Below are 24,225 nucleotides of genomic sequence, written 5' to 3' on the forward strand. Positions count from 1 at the left end.
GCCGGGGGCGCCCTCCGCCCCGCCGCGGGACGCGCCAACCGAAACGGACCGCGCCCGCGGCTCCGTTTCGGGCTTTCCGGGCACGATCGGAGCGTTGTGCGACCGTCCGGCACCCAAGCACAGAAACATCGCGGACCCGCCCACCCCCACACAACCCGCACGTCGCAGCGGCACACACGACGCCGCGTCACGAGGCTCACACCCGTCCGGTGACGCGTCCTTGTACGTTTCAGTCTCTGGCACAGGCCAGAATTACGGACATGGCCCGTACTACTTCCCGTCCCCCCGAGGATCTCGCCGAGAAGATCATCGACATCGACGTCTCCGAGGAGATGCGCGGCAGCTTCCTGGAGTACGCCTACTCGGTCATCTACCAACGCGCGCTACCGGACGCGCGCGACGGTATGAAACCGGTGCAGCGGCGCATCCTCTACCAGATGAACGAGATGGGGCTGCGGCACGACCGCGGCCACGTCAAGTGCGCCCGCGTCGTCGGGGACGTGATGGGCCGTCTCCACCCCCACGGCGACAGCGCCATCTACGACGCGCTCGTGCGCCTGAGCCAGCCCTTCGCCATGCGCGTGCCCCTGGTGGACGGCCACGGCAACTTCGGCTCCCTGGGCGGCGACGACGCGCCGGCCGCCATGCGCTACACCGAGGCGCGCCTGGACCGCGCCGCCGAGCAGCTGGTCGCCTCCATCGACGAGAACGTCGTCGACTTCCGGCCCAACTACGACGGCCAGGAGACCGAGCCCGAGGTCCTGCCCGCCGCCTTCCCGAACCTGCTGGTCAACGGCGCCTCCGGCATCGCGGTGGGCATGGCCACCAACATGGCCCCGCACAACCTGGGCGAGGTCGTCGCGGCCGCCCGCCACCTGATCGCCCACCCCGAGGCCACCCTGGAGGAGCTCACCGAGTTCGTCCCTGGCCCGGACCTGCCCACCGGCGGCACCATCGTCGGCCTGGACGGCATCCGCGACGCCTACCGCAGCGGCCGGGGCACGTTCAAGACCCGGGCCACCGTCTCCATCGAGAAGGTGTCCGCGCGCCGCACCGGCCTGGTGGTCACCGAGCTGCCCTACAGCGTGGGCCCGGAGAAGGTCATCAGCCGGATCAAGGAGCTGGTGCAGTCCAAGAAGCTCCAGGGCATCTCGGACCTGAAGGACCTGACCGACCGCACGCAGGGCCTGCGCCTGGTCATCGAGCTCAAGAACGGCTTCAACCCCGAGGCGGTCCTGGAGGAGCTGTACCGGCTCACGCCGATGGAGGAGTCCTTCGGCATCAACAACGTGGCCCTCGTGGACGGCCAGCCCCAGACGCTGGGGCTGCGCGAACTCCTCGAGGTCTACGTCAACCACCGCCTCGACGTGGTGCGCCGCCGCAGCGAGTTCCGCCGCGCCAAGCGCCAGGAGCGCCTGCACCTGGTGGACGGCCTGCTCGTGGCCCTGCTGGACATCGACCGGGTCATCTCCCTGATCCGCGAGGCCGAGGACACCGCCGCCGCCCGCGAGTCGCTCATGGGCGCCTACGACCTGTCGGAGATCCAGGCCCGCTACATCCTGGAGACCCCGCTGCGGCGCCTGACCCGCTTCGACCGGATGGAGCTGGAGACCGAGCGGGACAAGCTCAACAAGGAGGTCGACGCCCTCACCGCGGTCCTGGAGTCGGACAAGAAGCTGCGCCGCCTGGTCTCCAAGGAGATGGGCGACGTCGCCAAGGAGTTCGCCACCCCGCGTCGCACGCAGCTGCGCGAGAGCGACGGCGTGGCCCGCAGCGCGGTGATCCCGCTGGAGATGGCCGACCAGCCCTGCCACGTGCTCATGGGCGTGGACGGCGCGATCGGCCGCAGCAAGGGACCCTCGGTGCCGCGCGTGTACGAGGGCCTGCGCACCAAGCACGACGCGGTCCACGTGTCCGTCCCCACCACCTCGCGCTCCGCCGTGGGCCTGGTCACCGACCTGGGCCGGATGATCCGCGTGCCGGTGGTGGAGCTGCCGGAGCTGCCCGACGAGGGCGGGGACGGACCGCCGCTGGCCTCGGGGCTGGACGTGTCCGAGTTCGTCCAGCTCGACGGGGACGAACGGGTGGTGTCGGTGGTGTCCATGGACGCCTCGGGCCCCGGCTTCGCCCTGGGCACGCGCGGCGGCGTGGTCAAGCGGGTCTCCCCCGACTACCCGCCCAACAAGGACGACTTCGAGGTCGTGGCGCTCAAGGACGACGACCGCGTCGTGGGCGTCACCCAGCTGTCCACGGGCGAGGAGGACCTGGCCTTCATCACCTCCGAGGCCCAGCTGCTGCGCTTCTCCGCGAGCGCCGTGCGGCCCCAGGGGCGGCCCGCGGGCGGTGTGGCGGGCGTGCGCCTGTCGGAGGGGGCGCGGGTGCTGTGGTTCGGCGCCGTGCCCAGTCCGCAGGACTCGGTGGTGGTCACCGTCTCGGGCTCCTCCGGCGCCCTGGAGGGCACCCAGCCCGGTTCGGCCAAGGTCACGCCCTTCGAGGCCTACCCGGTCAAGGGCCGCGCCACGGGCGGCGTGCGCTGCCACCGCTACCTCAAGGGCGAGGACACCCTGCTGTTCGGATGGATCGGCCGCTCCCCCGCCCGCGCCGCGCGCGCGGACGGCAAGCCGGTCCGCCTGCCCGACCCGGTCGACCGTCGGGACGGGTCCGGTGACGCGCTGCCCCGCGCGATCGTTACTGTAGGTAGCGGACAGACCGACTCCGGGATCACCGTTCCCGGAGCGAAAGCCTGACTCGTCTCGGAGAGCGCCGCGCGCACCGGATCCGTCCGGTGCGCGCGGCGCGTCCGCGACCACGGGACAAGGGAGCGCCTCCACGTGAGCGACAACAGCGGTACTACTTCCTCCAGCGCCTTCGACGATTTCCTACCGGCCAACAAGGCCTACGCCGAGTCCTTCTCCCTCGGCGGGCTCGAACCCGTCGCCGCGCGCGGTCTGGGCCTGGTGACCTGCATGGACTCCAGGATCGAGCCGTTGGACATGCTCGGTCTCAAGCCCGGTGACGCCAAGATCCTGCGCAACGCCGGCGCGCGCGTGACCGACGACACTCTGCGCACCCTGGTGCTGGCGGTGTACCTGCTCGGCGTGGACCGGGTGCTGATCATGCCGCACACCCGCTGCAAGATGGCCTCCGTGGAGAGCGACGACGCCGTTCACGACCTCATCGAGGAGAAGTACGGAGTGGACACGCGCAGCCTGGAGTTCCACACCGACAACGACCAGCTGGGCGCCCTGCGGCACGACCTGGAGCGCATCCGTCACCACCCGCTGCTGCCCGATGACCTGCCGGTCGCGGGCGCGCTGTACGACGTGGACACCGGCCGGATCACCATGACCGACCTGTGACCGCTCCCGTGCGGAGGCGGTGACCGCGGTCGGCCACGTGTGCGCCGCACGTGCGCGGGGATCTCTTCAGTGGGACCGGAAGGCGCGGCAGGCCCCGGTGGGCTCCTGCCCGCGCCTTCGCCCCACACGCCCCACCAGGGAATGCGGCCGGCACGCCGGCCGTTGTGATCCGGGACGGCCCCGCGCCGTCGGAAGGAGCACCGTGGAAGAGAACACCTACGACACCTTCAACCGCGCCCGCATGTTCATGGAACTGGGCGACCCCATCTACGCCGCCCGCACCCTCGAACCGATCGTCGAGGACGAACCCGACAGCCGTTCCCTGCTGGAGCTGCTGGGCCGCGCCTACTTCCACTCCGCACAGCTCAACAAGGCCGAGCGGACCTTCCGCAGGATCATCGAGCTGGACCCGGTGGACAACTGGGCGCACATCGCCCTGGCGCGCACGCTGGAGCGCCAGAGCCGCCACGAGGAGGCGGCCACCTACCGGCGCATGCACGCGGTGATGTCCGGGGGCTCCCTGGACTGAGGGCCCCACCGGTCCGGCGCGCCCGCGTGCGCGCCGAGGACAGGGGAAACCCCTCAGCCGGACCGTCCCCGCGGCCGGGCCGTCTGGACACCCCCTCCCGAGCAGGAGCGAGGCCGGGCCCCTCCGGGCCCGGCCCCTCCCGTGCGCGGGCTACGCTGCTGGGCATGGCATCCTCACCGACAGGTCCGCGGCCGGGCGACGACAGCCCGTGGGTGGACCGGTGCGACGACAGCGCCCGTTCCTGGGCGGACGAGGCGGTACGCAGGGTCGTCGCCGACGCCAACCGCTCGGCCGACACCCACCTGCACGTGTTCCCGCTCCCCCCGGAGTGGGGCATCGATCTGTACCTCAAGGACGAGTCCGTGCACCCCACGGGCAGCCTCAAGCACCGCCTGGCGCGCTCGCTGTTCCTGTACGGGCTGGCCAACGGGTGGATCCGGGAGGGCACCACCATCGTGGAGGCCAGCTCGGGCTCCACCGCGGTGTCGGAGGCCTACTTCGCCCAGCTGGTCGGCCTGGACTTCATCACGGTCATCCCCCGCAGGACCAGCCCGGAGAAGATCGCCCTGATCGAGCGCTACGGCGGCAGGTGCCACTTCGTGGACGCCCCGCCCGCGATGTACGCCGAGGCCGAGCGGCTGGCCGCCGAGACCGGCGGGCACTACATGGACCAGTTCACCTACGCCGAGCGGGCCACGGACTGGCGCGGCAACAACAACATCGCCGAGTCGATCTTCGAGCAGCTGGCCATGGAGCGCCACCCGTGCCCGGAGTGGATCGTGGTGGGCGCGGGCACCGGCGGCACCTCCGCCACCATCGGCCGCTACCTGCACTACCGGCGCCTGGGCACCCGGCTGGCGGTGGTGGACCCGGAGAACTCGGCGTTCTTCCCCGGCTGGGTCACCGGCGCGTCCGACTACGCCACCGGGATGCCCTCCCGGATCGAGGGGATCGGCCGCCCCCGCATGGAGCCGAGCTTCGTGCCGTCGGTGATCGACCTGATGATGCCGGTGCCCGACGCCGCGAGCATCGCCGCGATGCGCCACCTGCACGACCGCACCGGGCTCTCCGCCGGAGGCTCCACGGGCACCAACCTGTGGGGGGTGTGGCACCTGGTGGCCAGGATGCTCCGGGAGGGACGCAGGGGCAGCGTGGTCACCCTGATCTGCGACGGCGGCGAGCGCTACCAGCACAGCTACTACAACGACGCCTGGGTGGCGGAGCGGGACCTGGACCCGGCTCCCTACCGCGCGACCATCGACCGGTTCCTCGCGGAGGGGGTCTGGGATCCTCCCCAGACCCCCTGAAAAACCGGTCAGGTGTCGATGCGGGCCACGTCCAGCTCCTGGGCGCCCTGCTGGATGAAGCGGCGGCGCGGGGCGACCTCGTTGCCCATCAGCAGGTTGAACACGGACGAGGCCTCCTCGGCCTGCTCCACCCGGATCCGGCGCAGGGTTCGGTAACGCGGGTCCATGGTGGTCTCGGCCAGCTGGTCGGCGTCCATCTCGCCCAGGCCCTTGTAGCGCTGCACCGGCTCCTTCCAGGAGATCTTGCGCTTCTCCAGGTCCAGCAGCGTGCGCGAGAGCTCGGCGTCGGAGTAGGTGTAGACGTAGCGGTCCTCGGGCTTGCTGCCGCGCTTGCGCCGGGTGTTGGTCAGCTCGATGCGGTGCAGCGGCGGCACGGCCGCGTACACCCGCCCGGCCTCCAGCATCGGCCGCATGTAGCGGTAGATGAGCGTGAGCAGCAGGCAGCGGATGTGCGCGCCGTCCACGTCGGCGTCGGCCATGAGGATGATCCGGCCGTAGCGGGCCGCGTCGATGTCGAAGGTGCGCCCCGAACCGGCGCCGACCACCTGGAGGATGGCCGCGCACTCGGCGTTCTTGAGCATGTCGGCGACCGAGGACTTCTGCACGTTGAGGATCTTGCCCCGGATCGGCAGCAGCGCCTGGAACTCCGAGTCCCGGGCCAGCTTGGCGGTGCCCAGCGCCGAGTCCCCCTCGACGATGAACAGCTCGCTGTGCTCCAGGCCCTCGCTGCGGCAGTCCACCAGCTTGGCGGGCAGCGCCGAGTTCTCCAGGGCGGTCTTGCGCCGCTGGGTCTCGCGCTGCTGGCGCGCGGCCAGGCGGGCCTTGGCGGCGCCGACCACCTTCTCCAGGACGCTGCGCGCCCTGGCCTTCTCCACCTTCTTGGTGGAGGTCAGGAACTCGCGCAGCTCCTTGCCGACCACCTGGGAGACGATCCTGGTCGCCGCGGAGGTGCCGAGGATCTCCTTGGTCTGGCCCTCGAACTGGGGCTCGGGCAGGCGGACGGTGACGACCGCGGTGAGCCCCTCCTGGGTGTCGTCCTTGGTGACGGGGTCGTCGCTGTTCCTCAGCAGCTTGGTGGTGCGCAGCTGCTCGTTGATCACCCGCACCAGGGCCCGTTCGAAGCCGTTGATGTGGGTGCCGCCCTTGGGGGTGGCGATGACGTTGACGAAGGAGCGCACGGTGGTGTCGTAGCCCGTGCCCCAGCGCAGGGCGACGTCCACGTCCAGGCGGCGCTCGACGTCGGCGGGCACCATGTGCCCCGCGTCGTCCAGGACCGGGACGGTCTCGGTGAAGTTGCCGCTGCCCTGGATGCGCAGCACGTCGCTGACCGGCTCGTCGGGGGCCAGGAAGGTGCAGAACTCGCCGATGCCGCCGTCGAAGCGGAACTCCTCCTCGTGGGCGGGCTCCCCCTCCACGCGCTCGTCGCGCACGGAGAGGGTCAGGCCCGGCACCAGGAACGCGGTCTGGCGGGCCCGGTCCAGCAGCGCCTCGCGGGCGATGTCGGCGTCCTTGAGGAAGATCTGCATGTCCGGCCAGAACCGGATGCGGGTGCCGGTGATCTTCTGGGCCACCTTGCGGACCTGCTCCAGGCCCGAGACCGGCGTGAACTCGGCGTCGGGGCCGGAACCGGCGAAGCGGCCGGGGATGCCCCGGCGGAAGCTGATCGCGTGGGTGCGGCCCTGGCGGTCGACCTCGACGTCCACGCGGGACGACAGGGCGTTGACCACCGAGGCGCCGACGCCGTGCAGGCCGCCGGAGGCGGTGTAGGAGCCGGAGCCGAACTTGCCGCCCGCGTGGAGCTTGGTCATGACCAGTTCCACACCGGACAGGCCGGACTTGGGCTCGGCGTCCACGGGGATTCCGCGTCCGTCGTCGCTCACCGACACCGACCCGTCCGAGTGCAGTGTGACGTCGATCCGGGTGCAGAAGCCGCCCAGGGCCTCGTCCACGGAGTTGTCGATGATCTCCCACATGCAGTGGGTGAGGCCGCGGCTGTCGGTGGACCCGATGTACATGCCCGGCCGTTTGCGCACCGCCTCAAGACCTTCGAGGACCGACAGGTGTCGGGCGGAGTAATCCTCGGGGTCGTGGACGACTGCGGTCAAGGCGGTCACTCGGACATCTCCTGCGTCTTCAGGGCCATCAGGGCGCTGTGCGGTGCGTGCCCTTTGTACCGCGCCGCACTGACGAAATAGGGGGCGGCGTGCCGGTCGCTTGCTACCACCGGGACTCGGCGGGAGGACGGGGGCCTGCCCCGCGCGAGACTACCACCTCCGGTGGATGCGACCTGGATGCTCCCCATTTCCTGGGATGCCGGGCCATGAGGCGGGTACAACAAGGACATGAGACGACATCCAGGCATCAACCAGGCAGATTCCGCTGTCGGCGTACACGGGACCAGGTTGGGAACGTCCTGGTCGGGTTAAATGTTGTCAGAGGTGACTAACGCCGAGTATTGAGGATGGCGAAGTGACTGGAACCCTTGCCCCCACCCAGCCGCTGACGGCTGCTGACCGTTGCGACCGCTGTGGTGCGCAGGCTTACGTCCGGGTGCTGCTGAACTCCGGCGGCGAGCTGCTGTTCTGCGCCCACCACATGCGCAAGCACGACGACTCTCTCCGCAAGATCGCCTCGGACATCCAGGACGAGACCGACAAGCTCACCGAGAGCAAGACGGACGAGCGTTAGCCACAGAGCACAACAGAACAGGCCTGAACACCGGCGGCGGCTCCCCTCAGGAGCCGCCGCCTTCGTGCGCGCCCTCCAGTACACGGCTGTGGTACCGCGACACCTCGGTGAACCCCGCGCGCCCGTACAGCCGCAGCGCCGGAGCGTTGTCGGCGACCACACACAGGTAGGCCCGCCGCGCGCCGCGGTCGTACCCCCAGCGCAGCAGGTCGGCCAACAGCCCGGCGGCCACGCCCCGTCCGCGAGCCGCGGGGTCGGTGAACATGGCGCAGAGCGCCACCGACTCCCCGTCCAGCACCGCCGCGCCCCGGCCCAGGCCCCGTTCGGCCACCCCGTAGGCGGCCTCGACCCGGCCGAGGATGCGCGCGGCTCCGGCGGCCGACCACCCGGGCCCGGGCGAGGCCGCCACCGAGGACGTGCCCGGGGCGTCGGGGCGCGCGCCGAGGCCGCGGGCCAGGACCAGCGAGGGCTCCACCACCGCGTAGCCGTGCTCCGCCAGCCGCCGGTCGACCTCCTCCTCACCCGGCCACACCTGCACGCAGGGCCTCAGGCCGCGCCCGGTGTAGTAGGCGGTGACCTCGGCGACCCGCGCGTCCGGGTCCAGCACGAGCGCGCAGTTGGCCCGCTTGGTGATCCCCTCGGCGAAGCCGAACCGCCAGCCGCCGCGCTCCTCCACCTCGAACGGCGGCCAGTCCCGCGTCACCCGCCGAGCCCACTCGTGCACGCCCGCTCCCCTCTCCCGGAGCCGACGATGCTATCCGGCGGGCCCGCGGAGTCCCCGGCCGCGCCCCCGGTACGGGTAGCCGGGGTGTGCGGACCCCCGGCGGACCGTCGTGGCAGCGTTCCTGACACGGCGCCCTCCCGGTGGTGAGGATGACCGCATGCGTTCCACTCCCCGAGAAAGCCCTCTCGCGTCCGCGTCCCTGAGAACGGCCCTGCTCCGCGACCTGCCCGGGCGAGCCGAGGCCCCCGTGCCCGGTCCCTTCCCCGGCCGCTGGCCGACCGCCGTCTCGCTGGTGGCGGCTCCGCCGCTGCTCCTGGCCGGAGAGCTGCTCAAGGCGCCGCACCACTTCTTCTTCCCGGACCAGATCGCGGCCTACGCCGACGATCCCCTCCAGATGGCGTGGGGGTACGGGCTCTGGTTCACCGGACAGCTGCTCCTGGTGCCGGCCTTCGCCGGGCTGGCCACCGCGATCGCCAGGACCCGGCCCGTACTGGGTGCCGTCACGGGGATCGTGTGCCTGTTCGGGCTGATGGCGGGCGCCTTCTTCGAGGGCGCCAACTTCGTCGCCCTCCAGCTCACCGGCGCCCACTCCCCGGAACTGGCCACCGCGTTCGTCGAGTACCTCTACCCCCGGGTCCACCCCGTGTACGCGGTGGTGTGGGCCCCCAACCTGGGCTGGGCGCTCCTGGCCGCGGGACTGCTCGCGACCCGCTCCGTCGGCGCGGTCCGGTTCCTGTGCGTCCTCTCGATGGCGCTGCACGCCAACGGCATCCTCAAGGGGTTCGTCCCCGTGGGCGCTGTGATGGACGCCCTGCTGTGCGTCGCCTTCGTCACCCTCGCCGTCCAGGTCCTCCGCCACCGGGAACGGGCTCCGCACACGCCCTAGCATGGGCGGGTACCCGACCACCGCCTCCACTGGGAAAGTTCCACCATGCTCATCCTGCTGCCGCCGTCCGAGGGCAAGGCCACCTCCGGCGAGGGCCCCCGCCTGGACCTCGGGACGCTGACCCTTCCGGAGCTGACCGGGGCCCGCGAGCGGGTCATGGCGGCGCTGGCGGACCTGTGCTCGGGGCCCGAGGAGACCGCGCTGGAGACCCTGGGGATCAGCGCCAGGCAGGCCGACGCGCTCAAGCGCAACCTGGACCTGGCCACCGCGCCGACCCTGCGCGCGGCCGACCTGTACACGGGCGTGCTCTACGACCGGCTCGGCCTCCCCGACATCCCCGACGCCCGGGTCCTGATCTTCTCGGGACTGTGGGGAGCGGTCGGGCCCGCCGACCGGCTGCCCCCGTACCGCCTGTCCATGGGTGTGAAGCTGCCGCCCCTGGGCGGTCTGGGCGCCTACTGGCGCCGCGAGGCGGCCGCGTCCCTGGACGAGTTCACCGGGGGACAGCTCCTGGTCGACTGCCGCTCGTCCGCCTACGCCGCCGCCTACGCTCCGGGGACCGGCGTGGCCGTCAGGGTGCTGCGCGAGCGCATGGTGGACGGGGTCGCCAGGCGTACGGTGGTCAGCCACATGGCCAAGGCCACCCGGGGCGACATCGCCCGCTCCCTGCTGCTGGAGGGCGTGGACGCCGCCACCCCCGAGGAGCTGGTGTCGGCCCTGCGCGACCTCGGGCACACCGTGGAACTGCCCGAAGGGCACGTCCTGAACGTCGTCGTCCGCGACTGAGGAACGGCACCGGGGGGCGGCGCCGAGGCAAGGGGCGCGGGCCGCGCGGGCGGGGCCGCGCCCGCGCGCCCGGAGAGGACCTGCGGACACGGGCCTGCGGACACACGGAGAACGGGGAGCGACCAGAGGCCACTCCCCGTAACATAACGACTCGATATCGCGACTTTATGCCGCACCTACAGTACGTGCGGCACCATGGACACCGTCGGATCGGATGACACAGCGCCTCGGACGACACGGTGCCTCGGATGACACAGTGCCCGGGAGAACCAAGGACGCTCCCGAGCGCGACGGGCGCCTCGGAGCACCAACGGGGGCTGCTCCGGCACACGCGGACGTCGCCACAGCCGCGCGGACCTGGGGGTGCCGGTCCCGGGTCGGCGCTCCCCGCCTTCGGGCGGGAGCGCGGACCCGGGACCGGTCCGGTTCTCTTCAGCCGCCGGTCAGCGCGCTACCGCCGCCGACCGGCCGACCACCCGGGTGAACCTAGTCCAGGTAGTCGCGGAGCACCTGCGAACGCGACGGGTGGCGGAGCTTCGACATCGTCTTGCTCTCGATCTGCCGGATGCGCTCACGGGTGACCCCGTAGACCTTGCCGATCTCGTCTAAAGTCTTCGGCTGGCCGTCGGTGAGACCGAAGCGCATGGACACCACGCCCGCCTCGCGCTCGGACAGCGTGTCCAGCACCGAGTGCAGCTGCTCCTGGAGCAGGGTGAAGCTGACCGCCTCGCCCGGCTGGATCGCCTCGGAGTCCTCGATGAGGTCGCCGAACTCGCTGTCGCCGTCCTCGCCCAGCGGGGTGTGCAGGGAGATCGGCTCGCGGCCGTACTTCTGCACCTCGACGACCTTCTCCGGGGTCATGTCGAGTTCCCTGGCCAGCTCCTCCGGGGTGGGCTCGCGGCCCAGGTCCTGGAGCATCTGGCGCTGGACGCGGGCCAGCTTGTTGATGACCTCGACCATGTGCACCGGGATGCGGATGGTGCGCGCCTGGTCGGCCATGGCCCGGGTGATCGCCTGGCGGATCCACCACGTGGCGTAGGTCGAGAACTTGAAGCCCTTGGTGTAGTCGAACTTCTCCACCGCGCGGATCAGACCGAGGTTGCCCTCCTGGATCAGGTCCAGGAAGAGCATGCCGCGGCCGGTGTAGCGCTTGGCGAGCGAGACCACGAGCCGGAGGTTGGCCTCCAGCAGGTGCTTCTTGGCGCGGCCGCCGTCCTCGGCGATCCACTCCAGCTCGTCGCGCAGCTCGACGGTGAGGAGTTCGGCCTCTTCGGCCAGCTTCTCCTCGGCGAACAGGCCGGCCTCGATCCGCTTGGCGAGCTCGACCTCCTGCTCGGCGTTGAGCAGCGGGACCTTGCCGATCTGCTTGAGGTAGTCCTTGACCGGGTCCGCCGTCGCGCCCGCGGCCACGACCTGCGCCGCGGGGGCGTCGTCATCGTCGTCGTAGAGGACGAAGGACTCGTCCTCGTTGGCGGGCTTGGCCGGGGCGCCCACGGCCTCGGGCTTGGCGGGCTTGAGGTCCTTGTCCGCCGGGTCCGGGGTGTCCTCGACCAGCTCCAGCTCGGCGCCGGTGTGCTCGAGGTCGTCCAGGCCGTCCTCGTCCTCGTCGAACTCGCCGTCCGCCGCGAGTCCGAGCTCCTTGGTCGCCGTCTTCTTGGCGGCGGCGGCCTTGAGGCCGGTGGTCTTGGCGGCCGGGCCCTTGGCCGCGGTGGTCTTGGCCGCCTTGGTCGCGGGCTTCTTGGGCGCCGCCTTCTTGGCGGGCTTCTTGGCCGCGGGCTTCTTCTCCGCCCTGGCCTCGTCCCCGGCGTCCTCGGCGGAACCGACCACGGCGGTGACCGTCTCGGTCTGCTCCTGGGCCGCCGCCGCGCGCACGGGCTTGGCGGCCCTGCTCGTCGCGGTGGTCTTGGTGGACCTGGTCGAGGTGGACCGCGTGGCCGCCGTCTTGGTGGTCGCCGCCTTGCGCCGCGGCGCCTTGCGCCGGGAGGAGGCCGACTCGGGTACGAGTACGGTCACGCCCTCCTTCGCGAGGCTGCGGAGCACGGACTGCGCCTGCGACATCGGGATTTCGGCCTCTTCGAAGGCACGGCGCACGTCCTCGGGCTCAAGGAAGCCCTGGGACCGCCCACGCTCGATCAGCTGCTGAATGACGGGCTCTTGCAGTGACTCGGACTGCTTCGAGCGAGTCGAACTGGCAGATGACACAAACACCTCTCGAACGGACGTGTGGCGAGATTGTCGGACCCGGTGGTCCGCCTGGCCGGGACCGGGCACTGCGCCCTCTCCCACCTGCGGCCTGGGATCGTCCCCACTGGAACGGGGAAGCCGTTGGTCTTTCAAGCGTATGCGCTCTCCAGGTTCGTCCCCGTCCAGCGTATGCGCTCCCGGAGGTCTCCCCCGCAGAGGATCACTCCCGCATCGCGGGGCGGAACGGCTTCTTCACTGTAGGCAAGGCAATGGACTTGTTCGTACGGTCTGTCGTCGGTCTGCCGCCGGTTCACCGGCACGGCGCGGACCGGTGCGCACCGGTCCGCCACAGACCGGCGTCCACCAGTTCGCCTCGAACCGGCACTACCGCTCCGGCACGGAGTCGATCACCGGAAGCTGGACGGCGAGCAGCGTGACGTCGTCGTCCTGCTCATACCCATCGAGCATGCTCTCAACAAGGTACTCCAGCATCTGCTGTGGATCGCCCACCACCTCCGGAGGGGCCGAGGACGCCACGTGGACGAGCTCGTCGAGTCCGGAGTAGACGGACCGTTTGCGGTTCTCAACCAGTCCATCGGAGTACAGGGCGACGGTGTTACCGGGTTGGACGAAGAATTTGTGGTGACCCCGCGGGGAGCTGACCCCGAGCGGCGTGTCGGGTTCGGTGTCGAGCAGTGACGGCCGCGCGCCGCCCGCCACGACCAGCGGCGGGAGGTGGCCCGCGTTGCTGAGGTCGAGCTGTCCGGTGACGGGGTCGAGCACGAAGTAGACCAGTGTGGTGACCTGGTCCATACCCTCCGTCGCCGAGAACATGCGGTCCAGGCCGGCCAGGACGTCGGCGGGCTCGGGCATGGAGAAGGCCAGGGCGCGCAGCGCGTTGCGGATGCGGCTCATCCCGGCCGCGGCCGGGATGCCCTTGCCCATGACGTCGCCGAGCACCCCGGCGACGCGGCCGTCGGGCAGCGGGAAGGCGTCGTACCAGTCGCCGCCGACCTGCACGTTCTGCGACCCGGACCGGTAGTAGGCGGCCAGGCGCACGCCGCGCACCTCGGGCAGTTCCTCGGGCAGCAGGCTGCGCTGGAGCTCCTCGGCGGTGTTGTGCTCCTGCTCGTAGAGGGTGGCGCGGCCGATGGCCAGCGCGCACTGTCCGGCCAGGGCCTCCAGGAACACGCGCTCGTCGTCGGAGACCTCGCGCGGGGTGGAGAAGGCGAAGCGCAGCGCGCCGATGGGGCGCCCCGCGGTCATCATCGGCAGCGCGATCCAGGCCCGTTCGGGCGTGGACCCGACGAGTTCGTCGACCTCGGGCGCGCCGTCGAACAGCGCGCCCAGCTCGGCCGGGTTGGCGGCCAGGCGGGGCAGCCGGTCGGCCACCGCCAGGGCGGCGATGTCGGGGTGGTCCGTGGGGAAGGTGGAGCGGGGCAGCCGGTGGGCGTGCGCGGCGGCGATGGTGCGCAGCCGCAGGCGGTCGCGGTCCAGCAGGACGACGCAGGTGTGGTCGGCGCCCACACCGGAGCGGCCGATCTCGGACATGGCGTTGACGACCTCGTCGGCGGTGAGCGCCTCGGCCAGGTCGGATGTGGCCTTCTGGAGGCGGGCGGTGCGCATGGCCGCCTCGCTGAGCTGCTGGTTGAGGCGCTGGCGGAGTTCGTCGGCCTCGCGCTCGTTGGTGATGTCGGCGAGGGTGCCGACCCACTCGGCGGTCCGTGTCCCCTCCATGACCGGGTGGGCCCTGGCCCGGTAGTGGCCGTAGCCGCCCGAGCGGGTGCGCACGCGGAACATGGCGTCGAAGGGGGTGACGTCGAGGACGGAGTCCTCCCAGGCGCGCTCGACGCGGGGGCGGTCCTCGGGGTGGAGGGCGTCGAGCCAGCCCCGGCCCAGGTAGTGCTCCAGCTCCTGACCGGTGACGGCCCGCCACTGGGGGCAGTCCTCGCGGATCTCTCCGCCGGGCCCGGCGGCCCAGACGATCTGGTTGCCCGCCTGGAACAGGGCGCGCAGCCGCTGCTCGTCGCGGCGCAGCGCGGCGCCGTCGACGGGTTCGGCGCCCTCAGCGGCGGGGACCGCGATGAGGGCGACGTACTCCTCGTCCGTGTCCGGTTCGGTGACGGGGAACCAGGTCAGGTCCCACAGCTGCCCGGCGGGGGCGCGGTGGCGCCCGCGGACGGCCTGTCCGCTCTCGCGCGCCCGGGCCAGGCCGGCCCGGTGGTCGGCGGCCGCGTCGCGGTCGCTGTTCTCCTCCAGCAGGTCTCCGGGATCGCGGCCCAGGCACTCGGCGGGGGAGCGCCCCAGGACGTCGGCGGCCAGGCGCTGGTTGATCGTGCCGAGGAGGTCGTCGGGGCCGAGCAGCGCGAACCCGATCGGGGAGTCGGTGAGGAGGGATCTGACCGCGTCGGGGAGTTCCGCCCTGCTGACCCGGGGTGGCGGAATGGACGTCTCGGCGCTCAACTGCTCGACACCTCCGGAACCGTCGATTCCCCAGCCGTGTTTCGTTGGGGGGTGCTGCCTGGGCCGCGCGGCCCCTGTCGACCGGCCGCCCATGGCGTGAAAGCCGGAAGTCGCGCGGCGCCGAAGGTGATCGGGGGGCTCCGCGGCTCCCGGGAGTCACGCTCGATGACTCCTCTCGGCCGCTGTCACGGCTCAAGCATAAGACACAGCCGTCCACACGCAACGGCCGTCGTGGAGGGAGGCCGTCCGCGGACGTGGAAGGTAAACAATAAGCCACCCGCCGGTCGCGTCACAGCGGACGGAGCCTTTCCGCGACGTGTTTTCCGCCAATTCCCGGCGATGGGCGTTCGCGGGAGGTTTGCGTTCTCCACTCGGGACCAGGGGCGTTATACGCCCGAAACACCCTTTTCGCCTTGTTGATCTGCGATGACGGTGGTGTTCGAGTAAACGATGCTTCCCGGAGGTTTTATCAACAGCGTGCCGGGAGAGGGGTTGACACTCCGTCCAGAACAAGTGAAATGGGTGGAGGTCACCGTCCAGGCCATCTCCAGCTAGGGGTGTGAGCGAGAATGCTCCAGACCTTCCCGGTCCAGGATCTCAGTCGGATCTCGGCACGGCTCCACGACGAGTTCAGTGCCCTGTCCCACCGATGTGTCGAACGCTGCGTCAGCGACACCTGGAACTGCGTCGAACACCTGGGCATCACGGTCACGCCGCACCTGGTCGAGCGGGTCGCCCGCGAGCACCTGGAGGCGATGGTGAACTCCGTGCCGCCCTCCCCGCCGGCCAGGAAGCCGGCGCGCAGATCGGCCGCGGGCCTGTTCGGCGGCCACCGGGGCGTACCGCGACCGCGTTGAACCCGACGGTCACCGCCACGGGCGCGGCCTCCCCCCGACGGGAGCCGCGCCCCGGTCGCGCCCTGCGCCGCCGGGGCGCCGCCGTCGGTGCGCGGGAACGGAGGAGCGCGCACCCGGGCTGGCATACGCTCGGATGGTGCCCTCCCCGATGCCTCCGTCCCCAGGTTCCGAACCGGTTCCCCGCGCCGTCTTCGACGAGATGCTGCGCGCCGCCAGAGCCCTGCTGGCCATGCGCCACCCCCTCGACGCCGAGCTGGCCTTCAGCGAGCTGCTCGGTACGTGGTGGGGGGAGCGGGTCCCCGGCGTGGACGTGGAGAGGCTGCTCGGCGAGGGCCTGGTGGCGCACGCCACCGCCTCCGGCAAGCCCGCGGGGCTGGGCGTGCTCGCGGCGGTCACCGCCCTGGGCACCTCGTCCGAGCAGCGGAGCCTGGCCGAACAGGGGATGATCGCGCTCCGCGAGCGCGGCCTCCAGGTACCGGCGTGGGCCTCCCAGCTCGGCGAGGTCACGCCGGTGGCCGTCTACGTCAGCACCGACCAGTTCGGTGACACCGAGGACTTCGTGTGCGTGTTCAGCCGTGACGGCGACCACCCCGGCCACCCGGGCTCGCTGCCGCCCGAGCACGCGCTGATCCTGGTCCTGGACCACAACGGCGGCGGCGTGCTGCGCGACGCCTGGGTGACCACCAAGGTCGAGCAGCTGCTGGAGAGCTGCCGGGCCAGGGCCGAGACGGACGAGTTCGCGCGGTTCACCCAGGTGGAGCTGACCGAGGCGCGCGCCCTGCTGTCACGGGCCCTGGAGCGCACCGAGCAGGTGGTGGCGGGCGCGTCGGCCGACCGGGCCTCGGGGGCGCTCGTGGAGCCGGTGGGACTGAAGGTCTCCGACCTGACCGGGGGGTCGCTGGCCGCGCACTTCGCACTGGCCAACGCGCGGGTGCGGTCCCTGCCCACCCCTCCCGAGGGAGTGGACCCCTTCCCCGCCCCGGTGTGGCGGCGCGACCGGCGCGCGGTGCTGGCCGCCCGCTTCCTGGCCTCGGACGAGGCCGCCGAGCTCTCCGACTCCTACGCGGCGAGCCGCTGCGCCGACCACATCATCGCGCACGGCTGCGACGTGGACGGCGGTCGGCCGATGCGCGTCAGCCCGCGCAAGGTGGAGTCCTTCCTTCTGCACTGGCTGCCCGGCCGGGTGGTGCTGCTGCCCGAGGAGCAGGAGGCCATGCCGCACGTGCTGGCGGCGTGGGTGCGCTGGGCGGGCGGACGCGGCGGGCTGCCGAGGGTGGCGGTGGGCGCGACGCTGGACGCGGTGTGGGAGTCCACCGCGGAGTTCACCCGCACCTACCGCGATCCGGCGCGCCCGCTGGGGCTGCGCCAGGAGGCGGTGCGGCGGCTGATGCCCGACGGCGACTTCTCGGCGCTGGCGCGGCGGATGTTCGCGTTCCCGCTGCTGGCCAGCGAGCTGGTGACGTGGGCGCCGGAGGAGTTCGACCCGGACACGGCCCGGGGCCGAAGAGCGCTGCTGCGCCTGGACCACTACGGCGAGTACGAGGCGGCCACCCCGCACAGCGGCCGCCACTCCAGCGGGCAGGACCGGTGGTACCGGCCGGTGACCGGCGACGACCCCGAGCGGGAGCGGGAGCTGGACCGGCACGAGCGCCTGGCCCGGCGGCTGTGGCACGGCAGGCCCGCGAACCTGTGGGCGGCGGCGCGCCGGATGCTGGACCGGGGTGTGGACCGGCCCGGCGTGCTGGCCGCGCTGGGCGAGGTGCTGGACGCCGCCTCGGGCGAGAGCGACCTGCGCCGCCGGCTGGACGCGCTGTAGGCGGCGCCCGCCCCGGCGCCGCGCCCCCGCCGCACGGCGCCTACTCCAGCATGCGCTCGCGCAGCTGCTCGACGGTGGCGTCGGAGAGCTTGAGGCCCTCGGTGACGTAGGCGTCGAAGGAACCGTGGACCTCGTCCACGTGGGCGAAGGCGGTCTCCAGGTACTCGGCGCGCACCCGCGTCATGGGCACGACCTCCTCCCACTCCAGGGCGCTGTGCCGGGCGAGCCTGCGCATCCACTCGTCGGTGTTGGCCTGGCGCTCGTTGCTGGCCAGGTAGTCGGCGACCACGGCCTCGCGGTCCACCCCCAGCAGGCCGAGCAGCAGGGCGGCGCCCCAGCCGGTGCGGTCCTTGCCCGCGCTGCAGTGGAAGACCAGGGCCGCCGGGCCCCGGGCCACCCGCTCGACCAGCTCGCGGTACCCGGCGAGCGCCTCGGCGTCGGTCACGAGCTCGCGGTAGACGCCGTGCATGAAGCGCTCGGCGGCGCCGTCGGCGAACATGAGGCGGGCCTTCTCGGGGTCGGCCAGGGCCAGGGAGAAGTTGGCGCCGGCCGCCTCGGGGTCCTGCACGGCCACGACCGCGTACTCGGCGCCCTCGGGGACGACGTCGGGAAGGGTCTCGCGCTCGTGCGGGGTGCGCAGGTCGACGAGCTGGCGGATGCCCAGGCCGTTGTAGACGGGCAGCTCGTCCGCGGCGATCGCGTGCAGGGCGTCGGAGCGGTACACGAGCCCGCTGCGGACCGTGCGGCCCGAGGCGGTGCGGTGCCCGCCGAGGTCGCGGAAGTTGGGGGCGCTGGAGAGGAGGAAACCGTCGTTCGTCACCTTGGTGACGATACCCATCCTCCCCGGCGCCCCCTCAGCCGACGTCCGCTCTTCCCCGGCCGGGGTCAGGCGCCCTCGCGCATGGCGGTGATCTGCTCCCCCGCCTCCTTGACGTCCTTGGCGGTGTCCACGCCGCGCCAGAAGCCGTCGATGCGGTAGGCGGCCAGGCGCCCCTCCTTGGCCAGGTCGGGGAAGGTGGAGGACTCGTGGTCGCCCTTGGTGGGCAGCAGCGGGGTGATGCCGGGCTCGAACAGGTACACCCCGGCGTTGATCCACACCGGCAGCAGCGGGCTCTGGGCGAAGCCCTCGATCCGGTCCTGGTCGTCCACGTCCACGATGCCCCAGGTCGTACGGAACTGGGCCAGGGCCAGGGTGGCCAGGCCGCCCCGCTCCCGGTGGTGGGCGGTCATCTCGTCCAGGGGGAACCAGGTGAGCACGTCGCCGTTGAGCGCGAAGTAGGGGGCCTCCGGGTCGTGCAGGCCGGTGGAGGCGAAGCGCAGGGCCCCGCCGCGGCCGAGCGGCTCGTCCTCGACCAGGAGCGTGGTCCGCGGGCCGCCCTCGCGGGCCTCCAGGTGCTCGCGCAGGACCTCGGCCTTGTAGCCGCAGGAGACGACGACGTGTTCGACGCCGTGGCCGGTGAGCCACTCCAGCTGGTAGTCGATGATGGGCCGTCCGGCCACCTCCACCATCGCCTTGGGGCGGGTGTCGGTGTAGGGCCGCAGCCGGGTGGCCTGGCCGCCGGCGAGGATGAGCGCCTGGGTGACGGGGGACGCGGAGGAGGAAGCGGGTGCAGCGGTCATGATCCGGACACTAGCAGCACGCCTGTACGCGCCCCCCGGGTCTACTGCGTCGCCTCGGCGTAGGCCTTGCGGACGTCGGCGCTGGTCAGCACGGTGAGTTCGGCGGCGGTCGCGGCCTCGCCCAGCTCCTGGGACACGCGCAGGTCGCGGTGGGAGCACGCCTTCTCGAACAGGGAGCGGGCGAAGCGGCCGTTGCCGAGCTCGTCGATCCACCCGGCCTCGCACACGTGCGCGAAGATGCTGCGCAGGTCCTCGCGCGCGGTGTCGTCGAAGGCGTCGCCGGTGCGGGCGGCCACGGTCTCGGCGATCTCGGTGAGCTCGTCGGCGGTGTAGGAGGGGAAGCGCACCCGCACGTTGAACCGCGAGGACAGTCCGGCGTTGGAGGCCAGGAACCGCTCCATCTCCGCCGGGTAGCCCGCGAGCACGACCACGAGCCGGGACCGGTCGTCCTCGGCCCGCTTGAGCAGGGTCTGGATGGCCTCGGAGCCGAAGGCGTCGCCGCCGCTGTAGCCGGGGTTGACCAGGGAGTAGGCCTCGTCCACGAACAGCACGCCGCCCAGCGCCCGGTCCACGAGCCGGTTGGTCTTGACCGCCGTGGCGCCCAGGTGCTCGCCGACCAGGTCGGCGCGCTGGGCCTCGACCACGTCGGCGCGGCCGAGCAGGCCCAGCGCAGCGAAGACCCGGCCGAGCACCCGGGCGACGGTGGTCTTGCCGGTGCCGGGCGGGCCGGAGAACACGAAGTGCCGCATGGGCGCCTGGTTGAGCAGCCCCTGCTCCTCGCGGAGCTTGGCCACCCGAAGCTGGGCCACGATGGAGCGGACCTGCTCCTTGACGGGCTCCAGGCCGATCATGGCGTCCAGTTCGGCCAGTGCCTCCCCGATGCCGGGTGCCTCGCCGAAACCGGGCAGGCGCGAGGTCAGCTCCCGGTGGGCGGCCTCCACGTCCGAGGCGCGGACGGTGATGAGGTCCTCGGCCTCGGGCCGGGGCGCGGGCTCGGCGCCGTCCACCCCGGCGGTGACCACGCGCACGTCGCGGGCCTGGGCGGCCTTCTCGACCACCGAGCGGGCGAAGCGGCCGTTGCCGAGCTCGTCGACCACCTCGCGCTGGACCACCTGGTCGAACCTTCGCCGCAGCGCCTGGGCGGCTTCCCCGTCGAGGATGTCGCCGCGCTGGTGGACGAGGGACTCGGCGATGCGGAACAGCTCGTCGGCGGTGTAGCTGGGGAAGCTGATGCGGGTGGCGAAGCGCGAGGCCAGACCGGGGTTGGAGGCCAGGAAGGCGTCCATCTCCTTCTCGTACCCGGCCAGGACGACGACGAGCTGGTCGCGGTCGTCCTCGGCGCGCTTGAGCAGGGTCTGCACGGCCTCGTTGCCGAACCGGTCGGCCTGGCCGTCTCCCTCGTTGACCAGGGAGTAGGCCTCGTCCACGAACAGCACTCCGCCCAGCGCCCGGTCGATGAGCTCGTTGGTCCTGATGGCGGTCGCGCCCAGGTACTCCCCCACGAGGTCGGCCCGCTGGGCCTCGACCACGCGGGAGGTGGGCAGCAGCCCGAAGGAGTGGAAGATGGTCGCCAGGGTGCGGGCGACGCTGGTCTTGCCGGTGCCGGGCGGGCCGGAGAAGACCAGGTGGCGCAGGGGCCGCTCGACGGGGAAGCCCGCGTCGGCGCGCAGGCGGGCCGCCTCGATGGAGGCGGCGATCCCGCGCACCTGCTGTTTGACCGGGTCGAGGCCGACCATGTCCTCCAGTTCGGCCAGGGCCTGGTCGACGGGGACGGGCTCGTCGTCGCTGTCGGCTGCGGAGGCCCCGCGGGAGCCGCTGCCGGTGCGTGCGCGCAGCGGCCGGGTGCGGCCGTCGGCTCCGTCCCGGCCCCCGGGTGCGTTCGCGGGGCCCGCGCCGCCGTTGCGGCGCGAGACGGGCATGGACTTGGCCGTCTCGCGCCGGTTCGCCTCGCTCTCCCGGTGGATCTGACGCGAGGCCGACAGCCGCCACAGCAGGCAGGCGCCCGCGGCGGCGTAGAGCAGGGCGATCCCCCAGGAGGCGGCGAAGGGCTCGACGACCAGCCCGACCAGGGCCAGGGAGAACCCGGCGATGAGCCCGGCGGTCAGCGAGAGCACGGTGGTGTGCCAGACGGGGAACTCGCGCGCCCGCCCGGCGGCCAGGACCACGAGCGGGGGCAGGGGCAGGACCAGCAGAGTGACGGGTTCGCCGGTGAGGGGGATCTGGAAGAGGGGGACGGCCACCGCGAGCCAGAGCACGCACACCATGACGGTGGCGAAGGCGTCGACGGAGCGCATGAGGGCGGCCAGGACCATGAGCAGGACCAGGGCCGCGGTGACCGCGCCGAAGACGGAGGCCCCCGTGACGAGCGCGACGACGGCGACCACGGTCAGCAGGACCAGTGCGGACGCGAGCCGTCGGCCGAGGGGGATCCGGTGGTAGAGGGCGCGCACGCGGTCGAGTCCCGAGGCGCGTCCCGGCTCCGCGGCGGCGGTGGAGCGCATCTCACGCGTCATCCATGAACCTTCCTGGGTGGGGGTCCGTGGCGGTCGGCTCTCCTGACCGGCGGGGTTCGGGTCGGGGGCGGGAGGCGTCGGGGGGCCGACGTCCACAGCCACAGCCTTGCCCCAAGTGGGGCGGATGTCCAGTACGGGACCGCGTGTCGTGCCCCCTGGCCGGGGGCCGCCCGGGGACCGCGGGTCCGGTGCTCACAGCAGGGGGAGCTGCCCGCCGGAAGCGGGGCGGACCCTGCGCAGGTGCTTCCATCGGGGCAGGTCGTCGAGGTAGGACCAGCTCATGCGGTGGTGCGGGGTGGGCCCGGACTCGGCCAGGGCGGCGCGGTGCACGGGCGAGGGGTACCCGGCGGCCCGTTCGAACCCGTAGCCCGGGTGGTCGGCGGCCAGCTCGGCCATGAGGGCGTCGCGGCGGACCTTGGCCAGGATGGCGGCGGCGGCGACGCTGACGCAGGCCAGATCGCCCTTGACGCAGGTGCGCACCCTCCAGGGGCGGCCGATGAAGTCGTGCCTGCCGTCGAGGATGACGGCGTCGGGCCGGGGGGAGAGCGCGTCCAGGGCGCGGCGGGAGGCCCGGTGCAGCGCCTCGGTCATGCCGACCTCGTCGATCTCCTCGGGAGAGGACCAGCCGAAGGCGTGGTCGGCGACCCAGGGGCGCAGCTGGTCGGCGATCTCCCGGCGGCGTTTGGGGGTCAGGCGCTTGGAGTCGGTCAGCCCGGGGGGCGGGGCGCCCTCGCCGGGGACGGCGGCGCAGACCAGGAGCGGTCCGGCCCAGGCGCCGCGGCCCACCTCGTCCACTCCGGCGACCACCCGCGCGCCGGAGGAGCGGAGCTCGTCCTCCAGCTCGTAGGTGGGTACGGCGGGCGGCGGAGGGGAAGCGGATGTGGTCGGCACGGTGTCCACCTTAGGGCGTGCGGCGCGGACGCCGTGCGGGACCCGGGGCGCGGCAGGCCCCGGCCCGCGCGCCCGGGTCCCGAACCGGACGAGGCGGTCCCCGCGCGCCCTTTCACGCGACTCGCCGGACACCACGGCAGGCCAAAGCCCGTGACTTTGTGTAGTTTCCGCTTGTCAGGACCGCCGGCCGCCCGGGAGGAGCGGACATGCAGCGCGCCAGGCCGTACCCGCGGCCACGGATCTCCCGGGGACGCCTCTACGACGTCGTCGCCGCCCTCGTCCGGGTGGGCGTCGGGTGGATGTTCACCGAGTACGGGCTCGCGCTGCGCGGCCGGGAGGCCGCGGTCGCCGCGCACCTGGACGCCGTCGGACTGGGCGTACTGTCCCCGGTCGCCGGGACGCTGCCCGCCCTGCTCGTCGCGCTCTCGATCGCCTTCGCCGTGGGCCTGCTCACATGGCTGACCGGCCCCCTGCTCGCCGTCGCGGCCGTGCTCGGCGCCCTCGCGGCGGGCTCGCCCGACGCGGCGCCCCTCTCCTCGTGGGGAACGACGTCGCTGGTCACGGCGGTGTGCGTACTGATGGCCGTGAGCGGCGGACGCTGGTCCTGGGACCACCTCGTCCTCTCACCGCGCGTCGGCGTGCGACACCGGAAACACCGCCGTCACCCGCCCGCGACCCGGGGGAGGAACGGCGGTGTTTCCTCGCGTCTCCCCGAACACGCGCCGCCACTGCTCTATCCTGTGGAGCAGGCCGTGCTTCGGCGGCCGTATCGACTGTGACGCGGCCCCTTGCGGCCCCTTCTTCCCGTTCGCTCCGGGTCCGCGTCCCCATGACACGGATTCGGTGGAGGGAACGCCATGTCCGCCGCAGCTTCCGGCCCGACCCCTGACAGGTCCCTGGCCAAGCTGATCGAGATCGCGGAGAAGCCGACGCTCGGCCAGCGACTGATCAGCTGGGCCTCCCGTCCGCCCGGCCGGCTCTACATCCCCGCCTGCGGTGTGGTCGGCCTGGTCCTGCTCTTCGAGGACAGTGTGCCCGGCGGGCACCTGCCCACGTTCTTCATCGGCCTGGTGGGCGGCCTGCTGCTCGCCGGGATGGGCGCGCTGCGCCTGGGCATCGCCCTGGCGGTGGCCCGGCCGATGATCCGCCACTACTGGCTGCGCTGGGTGTCCGCGCCGGTGATCGCCGCCGCCGCGATCGGCCTGGCCGTGGCCGACGTCCCGCTCCAGAGCCGGATCAGCGCCTCCTCCGACCAGCTGCTCTCGCTGCGCGAGGACACCGACGGCCGCACCTCCATCCCGCTCAACGGCGAACGGGCGGGGCTGTACTCGCTGCGCAGCGTCTCGGCGTACGAGGGCGTCACCCACTACGCGGTGGAGGGTTCGGGGCTGTTCAGCCCCTCGGGCCTGGCGCACAGCACCGAGCCGATCCCCGAGGGCGTCTTCGTCCCCGGGCAGGGCTCCAGGATCTACGAACACGTGTCGGGCGACTGGTACGTCTGGGTCAACCACTAGACCGCGCCCCGCACCCGTGACCCGCCCGCCGCGCCGCCGCGCGGCGGGCGGCCGCGTCCTTACCGCCGGAAACTGACCCTCACCTTGC

Annotated in this window: 19 protein-coding genes; 11 read left to right on the forward strand and 8 right to left on the reverse strand. The window is 72.4% G+C overall.

The window, feature by feature from the left end; genetic code table 11:
• Positions 1 to 260 precede the first annotated feature (260 nt).
• From EV372_RS02680 to cds1, 4 genes are all read left to right on the forward strand, one after another.
• Entirely contained in the window at positions 261 to 2,747 is a 2,487-nt protein-coding gene (locus tag EV372_RS02680; RefSeq protein ID WP_130394704.1) for a DNA gyrase/topoisomerase IV subunit A, read from the forward strand.
• Positions 2,748 to 2,831: 84 nt separating this feature from the next.
• On the forward strand, positions 2,832 to 3,359 hold the full coding sequence (locus tag EV372_RS02685) for a beta-class carbonic anhydrase (RefSeq protein WP_130394705.1): 528 nt from the start codon (positions 2,832 to 2,834) through the stop codon (positions 3,357 to 3,359).
• Between the two features lie 202 nt (positions 3,360 to 3,561).
• Complete coding sequence (locus EV372_RS02690) at positions 3,562 to 3,888, forward strand: tetratricopeptide repeat protein (RefSeq protein ID WP_017565283.1); 327 nt, start codon at positions 3,562 to 3,564, stop codon at positions 3,886 to 3,888.
• 164 nt (positions 3,889 to 4,052) lie between these two features.
• The gene (gene cds1, locus EV372_RS02695; protein ID WP_130394706.1) at positions 4,053 to 5,195 is read left to right on the forward strand and encodes an L-cysteine desulfhydrase Cds1; all 1,143 of its coding nucleotides are present in this window, start codon (positions 4,053 to 4,055) and stop codon (positions 5,193 to 5,195) included.
• 8 nt (positions 5,196 to 5,203) lie between these two features.
• Here cds1 and EV372_RS02700 read toward each other — a convergent pair whose 3' ends face one another.
• Positions 5,204 to 7,309 (reverse strand): DNA gyrase/topoisomerase IV subunit B, encoded by a 2,106-nt coding sequence (locus tag EV372_RS02700; RefSeq protein ID WP_013154320.1) that lies wholly within the window; start codon positions 7,307 to 7,309, stop codon positions 5,204 to 5,206.
• Positions 7,310 to 7,664: 355 nt separating this feature from the next.
• Here EV372_RS02700 and EV372_RS02705 point away from each other — a divergent pair, with 355 nt between their 5' ends.
• On the forward strand, positions 7,665 to 7,883 hold the full coding sequence (locus tag EV372_RS02705; protein WP_013154321.1) for a DUF7455 domain-containing protein: 219 nt from the start codon (positions 7,665 to 7,667) through the stop codon (positions 7,881 to 7,883).
• Positions 7,884 to 7,929: 46 nt separating this feature from the next.
• Here EV372_RS02705 and EV372_RS02710 read toward each other — a convergent pair whose 3' ends face one another.
• Entirely contained in the window at positions 7,930 to 8,607 is a 678-nt protein-coding gene (locus tag EV372_RS02710) for a GNAT family N-acetyltransferase (protein ID WP_130394707.1), read from the reverse strand.
• Between the two features lie 157 nt (positions 8,608 to 8,764).
• On the opposite strand from EV372_RS02710, the gene EV372_RS02715 reads away from it, so the two are divergent.
• Both EV372_RS02715 and yaaA read left to right on the forward strand, forming a co-directional pair.
• Entirely contained in the window at positions 8,765 to 9,493 is a 729-nt protein-coding gene (locus EV372_RS02715) for a hypothetical protein (RefSeq protein ID WP_130394708.1), read from the forward strand.
• A gap of 45 nt (positions 9,494 to 9,538) precedes the next feature.
• On the forward strand, positions 9,539 to 10,279 hold the full coding sequence (gene yaaA / locus EV372_RS02720; protein ID WP_130394709.1) for a peroxide stress protein YaaA: 741 nt from the start codon (positions 9,539 to 9,541) through the stop codon (positions 10,277 to 10,279).
• A gap of 486 nt (positions 10,280 to 10,765) precedes the next feature.
• Here the strand turns inward: yaaA and EV372_RS02725 are convergent, their stop codons facing one another.
• Both EV372_RS02725 and EV372_RS02730 read right to left on the reverse strand, forming a co-directional pair.
• Positions 10,766 to 12,481 carry an RNA polymerase sigma factor gene (locus EV372_RS02725; RefSeq protein ID WP_130394710.1) on the reverse strand — a complete coding sequence of 572 codons (1,716 nt, stop codon included), beginning with the start codon at positions 12,479 to 12,481 and terminating at the stop codon, positions 10,766 to 10,768.
• Between the two features lie 366 nt (positions 12,482 to 12,847).
• Positions 12,848 to 14,926: a SpoIIE family protein phosphatase gene (locus tag EV372_RS02730; RefSeq protein WP_130394711.1), complete on the reverse strand. Its 2,079-nt coding sequence runs from the start codon at positions 14,924 to 14,926 to the stop codon at positions 12,848 to 12,850.
• A gap of 569 nt (positions 14,927 to 15,495) precedes the next feature.
• On the opposite strand from EV372_RS02730, the gene EV372_RS02735 reads away from it, so the two are divergent.
• Together EV372_RS02735 and EV372_RS02740 are read left to right on the forward strand one after the other, a co-directional pair.
• Positions 15,496 to 15,783 (forward strand): hypothetical protein, encoded by a 288-nt coding sequence (locus tag EV372_RS02735; RefSeq protein WP_130394712.1) that lies wholly within the window; start codon positions 15,496 to 15,498, stop codon positions 15,781 to 15,783.
• Positions 15,784 to 15,982: 199 nt separating this feature from the next.
• Positions 15,983 to 17,599, forward strand: coding sequence for a hypothetical protein (locus EV372_RS02740; RefSeq protein WP_130398718.1), 1,617 nt, complete (start codon positions 15,983 to 15,985; stop codon positions 17,597 to 17,599).
• A 40-nt stretch (positions 17,600 to 17,639) separates the two neighbouring features.
• Here the strand turns inward: EV372_RS02740 and EV372_RS02745 are convergent, their stop codons facing one another.
• The 4 genes from EV372_RS02745 to EV372_RS02760 form a co-directional block, all read right to left on the reverse strand.
• The gene (locus EV372_RS02745) at positions 17,640 to 18,437 is read right to left on the reverse strand and encodes a tyrosine-protein phosphatase (protein WP_130394713.1); all 798 of its coding nucleotides are present in this window, start codon (positions 18,435 to 18,437) and stop codon (positions 17,640 to 17,642) included.
• A 47-nt stretch (positions 18,438 to 18,484) separates the two neighbouring features.
• The gene (locus EV372_RS02750) at positions 18,485 to 19,219 is read right to left on the reverse strand and encodes a nucleotidyltransferase family protein (protein WP_130394714.1); all 735 of its coding nucleotides are present in this window, start codon (positions 19,217 to 19,219) and stop codon (positions 18,485 to 18,487) included.
• 41 nt (positions 19,220 to 19,260) lie between these two features.
• On the reverse strand, positions 19,261 to 21,732 hold the full coding sequence (locus tag EV372_RS02755) for an AAA family ATPase (protein ID WP_130394715.1): 2,472 nt from the start codon (positions 21,730 to 21,732) through the stop codon (positions 19,261 to 19,263).
• 192 nt (positions 21,733 to 21,924) lie between these two features.
• Positions 21,925 to 22,623 (reverse strand): ribonuclease HII, encoded by a 699-nt coding sequence (locus EV372_RS02760; protein WP_130394716.1) that lies wholly within the window; start codon positions 22,621 to 22,623, stop codon positions 21,925 to 21,927.
• Positions 22,624 to 22,829: 206 nt separating this feature from the next.
• On the opposite strand from EV372_RS02760, the gene EV372_RS02765 reads away from it, so the two are divergent.
• Together EV372_RS02765 and EV372_RS02770 are read left to right on the forward strand one after the other, a co-directional pair.
• Complete coding sequence (locus EV372_RS02765; protein WP_130394717.1) at positions 22,830 to 23,402, forward strand: DoxX family protein; 573 nt, start codon at positions 22,830 to 22,832, stop codon at positions 23,400 to 23,402.
• Positions 23,403 to 23,480: 78 nt separating this feature from the next.
• Entirely contained in the window at positions 23,481 to 24,137 is a 657-nt protein-coding gene (locus EV372_RS02770) for a hypothetical protein (protein ID WP_130394718.1), read from the forward strand.
• Positions 24,138 to 24,225 lie beyond the last annotated feature (88 nt).

The sequence above is a fragment of the Nocardiopsis sp. CNZ308 genome (assembly GCF_004217075.1).